Here is a 3064-nt window from a genome sequence, read left to right on the forward strand (position 1 = left end):
GGCGCGGGCATAGCCGGCGGCGGTGTTGCGCACGCCAGCGCGGTCGGCGGCGGCATCGCCCGCCACGGTGCCATTGCCGGCGTCGAGCTCTCGCAGCGCCTGCTTGAAGCCGTAGCGCGCGTACAGCACGCGCAGCGCGTCGGCGTCGCGTTCGCGCAGGGGCAGCTCGTCGTGATTGCGCTCCAGCTCAAGGTCCGTGCGGATGGTAGTGAGCGTGCGGTTGAGCGGCAGCCGGTCGAGCACCGCCCGCAGGTTGTCGCCGATCTTGCCCTTGATCGCGTCGGCGTTGGCGATGACCCCGTCGAGCGTGCCGTACTCGGCCAGCCACTTGGCGGCGGTTTTCGGACCGCACTTCTCGACACCGGGGATGTTGTCGATCTTGTCGCCCATCAGCGCGAGATAGTCGATGATCTGGTCGGCGCGCACCCCGAACTTGTCGATCACCGCCTGATCGCTGTCGAGCCGGCTGCCGCTCATCGTATTGACCATCACGATGCCGGCGCACTCGTCGCCGTCGACACTCACGCAGGGCCGCACGAGCTGGGCGAAGTCCTTGTCGCTGGTGGACACCGTCACATCGACACCGGCATTGGCGGCCTGCACCGCCAGCGTGCCGATGACATCGTCGGCCTCGACGTCGGGCACGCGGATGATGTCGATCCCCAGCGCCTGGACGATGTCGCACATCGGCTGCACCTGCGCACGCAGCTCGTCGGGCATCGGCGGGCGGTTGGCCTTGTACTGCGGGTCGAGGTCGTCGCGGAACGTCTTGCCCGGTGCGTCGACCACGTAGGCGATGTAGTCCGGCTGCTCCTTCAGGTGCGCGCGCAGCATGTTGACCACGCCGAACAGCGCACCGGTCGGCTCGCCTGCGTCGTTGGTCAGGGGAGGCAGCGCGTGGAAGGCGCGATAGAGGTAGCTGGAGCCGTCGATCAGGACTAGTCGTTTCATGACCCGGATTCTACGGGCGGCCGCCGGGGGCCGCTGGCGGCCCGGCTGCCCTTCGCGGCCCGGGGGTTATGCTGGATGCGCCAGCCCCACCCGGCCCTCCCGCGGACGTCCCGCTCCGTCGCCCACCACACCAGACGAGGCCCCCGCTATGCGCACCGCACTGCTCGCACCGCTCGCCCTGACCCTCGCGCTCGCCGCCTGCGCCACCACGCCCGCGGACCCCACCGCAGGGCTGCAGGACCCCGACGTCACCCGCACCGTTGCCGAGAACGGCGACGTGATCGAGCAGTACCGCGTCAATGGCCAGCTCAAGGTGGTCAAGGTCACGCCGTCGCGCGGGCCGGTGTACTACCTGATGGACCAGGACGGCGACGGGCGCCCCGACGACGAAGGCCCGGTGTCACCGGTATGGTGGAAGCTGTTCGACTGGAACTGACCGAGGGCTTCCCGTGAAAGGCTTTGTAGACGACATCGAGAAACTCACCACCGGAAACAGCGACTTCCGCCGCGTGCTGTACACCGGCAAGCACATGCAACTGGTCCTGATGGCGATCCCGCCCGGCGGGGAAATCGGCGCCGAGGTCCACGACACCCACGACCAGTTCCTGCGGGTCGAGGAAGGGCGCGGCGAGGTGGTCATCGACGGCACCACCTCCGCGATCGCCGACGACTTCGCGATCATCGTTCCGGCGGGCGCCCGCCACAACGTCATCAACACCGGGGACACGCCGCTCAAGCTGTACACGCTGTACGCGCCGCCCGAGCACCGCCTGGACGTGGTTCACCCGACCCGGCCCGACGCCGAGTCCGACGACGAGCATTTCGACGGCCGCACTACCGAGTAGCCGGCCCGGGACTCGCGCAGACGGCCGGCCCTGCGCCGGCCGTCTGTCGTTGCGGACACGCCCGCTTCGCGTCGGCTTTACACCGCGCGCGGATAGTCGGGGGTCCCACCGTCATGGAGACAGCGATGCCGTACGACCGGATCTCCGACCTCCCCGACTCCGTCCGCGACAACGTGCCCAAGCACGCGCAGGAGATCTACAAGGAGGCGTTCAACAGCGCCTGGGACGAGTACAGCGATTCCGACGACCGCCGCGGCGACGCCTCTCGCGAAGAGACCGCGCACAAGGTCGCGTGGAACGCCGTCAAGCAGAAGTACGAGAAGGGTGATGACGACAAGTGGCACGCCAAGTAGGCGTCGCTTGCTTCCCGCACCGCGTTACCCCGGCTGCAGGTTGGCGTAGGCGAGTACCAGCCACTTGCTGCCGGCCTCGTCGAAGTTGACCTGCACCCGCGCATGCGCGCCGCTGCCTTCGAAGTCGGTGACCACGCCGGTCCCGAACGTCGCGTGGCGCACATTGGCCCCCAGTGGCAGCGCCGGTGCTTCGATCGCTGCGTGTCCGAAGTTGCGACGCGGCGCGGCACCGCCCATCGGCCGCGACACCTGCACTTTCGGCCGCACTTCGTGCAGCAGTGCCGGCGGGATCTCGCGCAGGAAGCGTGAGGGAATGCCGTACATCTCCTGCCCGTGGATGCGGCGCGCCTCGGCGTAGCTGAGTACCAGCTTCTCGCGGGCGCGGGTGATGCCCACATACGCCAGGCGACGCTCCTCCTCGAGCCGGCCCGATTCCTCGATCGACTTGGCGTTCGGGAACAGGCCTTCCTCCAGCCCGGCCAGGAACACCAGCGGGAATTCGAGACCTTTTGCGCTGTGCAGCGTCATCAGCTGCACGCCGTCCTCACCCGCCTGGGCCTGGCCCTCGCCGGCCTCGAGCGAGGCGTAGCTCAGGAACGCGACCAGCTCAGGCATTGCTGCCGCGTCCTCCTCGTCATTGCGGGTGAAGCGCGACGCGACCGACACCAGTTCGTCCAGGTTCTCGGTACGCGAGTCGAGCTGTCCCTTGGACTCGCGCGCGTAATGCTCGCGCAGCCCCGACCGCGCCAGCACGTGGTCGATCTTTTCCGGCAGCGGCATCTCGGCGACGTCGGCCTCCAGGCCATCGATCAAGGCGATGAAACCGGCCAGCGCATTGCGCGCGCGCGCCGCCAGGACCGGCTCGGAGGCCAGCCAGCGGGCGGCGACCATCAGCGGCGCGCCGTCCGCGCGGGC

Annotated in this window: 5 protein-coding genes; 3 read left to right on the forward strand and 2 right to left on the reverse strand. The window is 68.9% G+C overall.

The genetic code is table 11. The features are described 5' to 3' along the window. Positions 1-951, reverse strand: a 951-nt coding sequence (locus ACKVMH_RS13155; RefSeq protein WP_412700624.1) for a 5'-3' exonuclease, incomplete at its 3' end; no start/stop codon positions are given. 148 nt (positions 952-1099) lie between these two features. Between ACKVMH_RS13155 and ACKVMH_RS13160 the strand changes: the two genes are divergently transcribed. The 3 genes from ACKVMH_RS13160 to chaB all read left to right on the forward strand — a co-directional run bounded on the left by ACKVMH_RS13160 (position 1100) and on the right by chaB (position 2149). Continuing rightward, a complete protein-coding gene (locus tag ACKVMH_RS13160) occupies positions 1100-1387 on the forward strand; it encodes a DUF2782 domain-containing protein (protein WP_215219260.1) in 288 nt (95 codons plus the stop codon). Between the two features lie 13 nt (positions 1388-1400). After that, on the forward strand, positions 1401-1796 hold the full coding sequence (locus ACKVMH_RS13165) for a cupin domain-containing protein (protein ID WP_412700625.1): 396 nt from the start codon (positions 1401-1403) through the stop codon (positions 1794-1796). Between the two features lie 125 nt (positions 1797-1921). Continuing rightward, positions 1922-2149 (forward strand): putative cation transport regulator ChaB, encoded by a 228-nt coding sequence (chaB, locus tag ACKVMH_RS13170; protein ID WP_412700626.1) that lies wholly within the window; start codon positions 1922-1924, stop codon positions 2147-2149. Between the two features lie 24 nt (positions 2150-2173). Here chaB and ACKVMH_RS13175 read toward each other — a convergent pair. Next, a partial coding sequence (locus tag ACKVMH_RS13175; RefSeq protein WP_412700627.1) for a 3'-5' exonuclease occupies positions 2174-3064 on the reverse strand: 891 nt, incomplete at its 5' end.

This window comes from Lysobacter zhanggongensis, assembly GCF_046638635.1.
In the GTDB taxonomy this organism is placed as follows: domain Bacteria; phylum Pseudomonadota; class Gammaproteobacteria; order Xanthomonadales; family Xanthomonadaceae; genus Novilysobacter; species Novilysobacter luteus.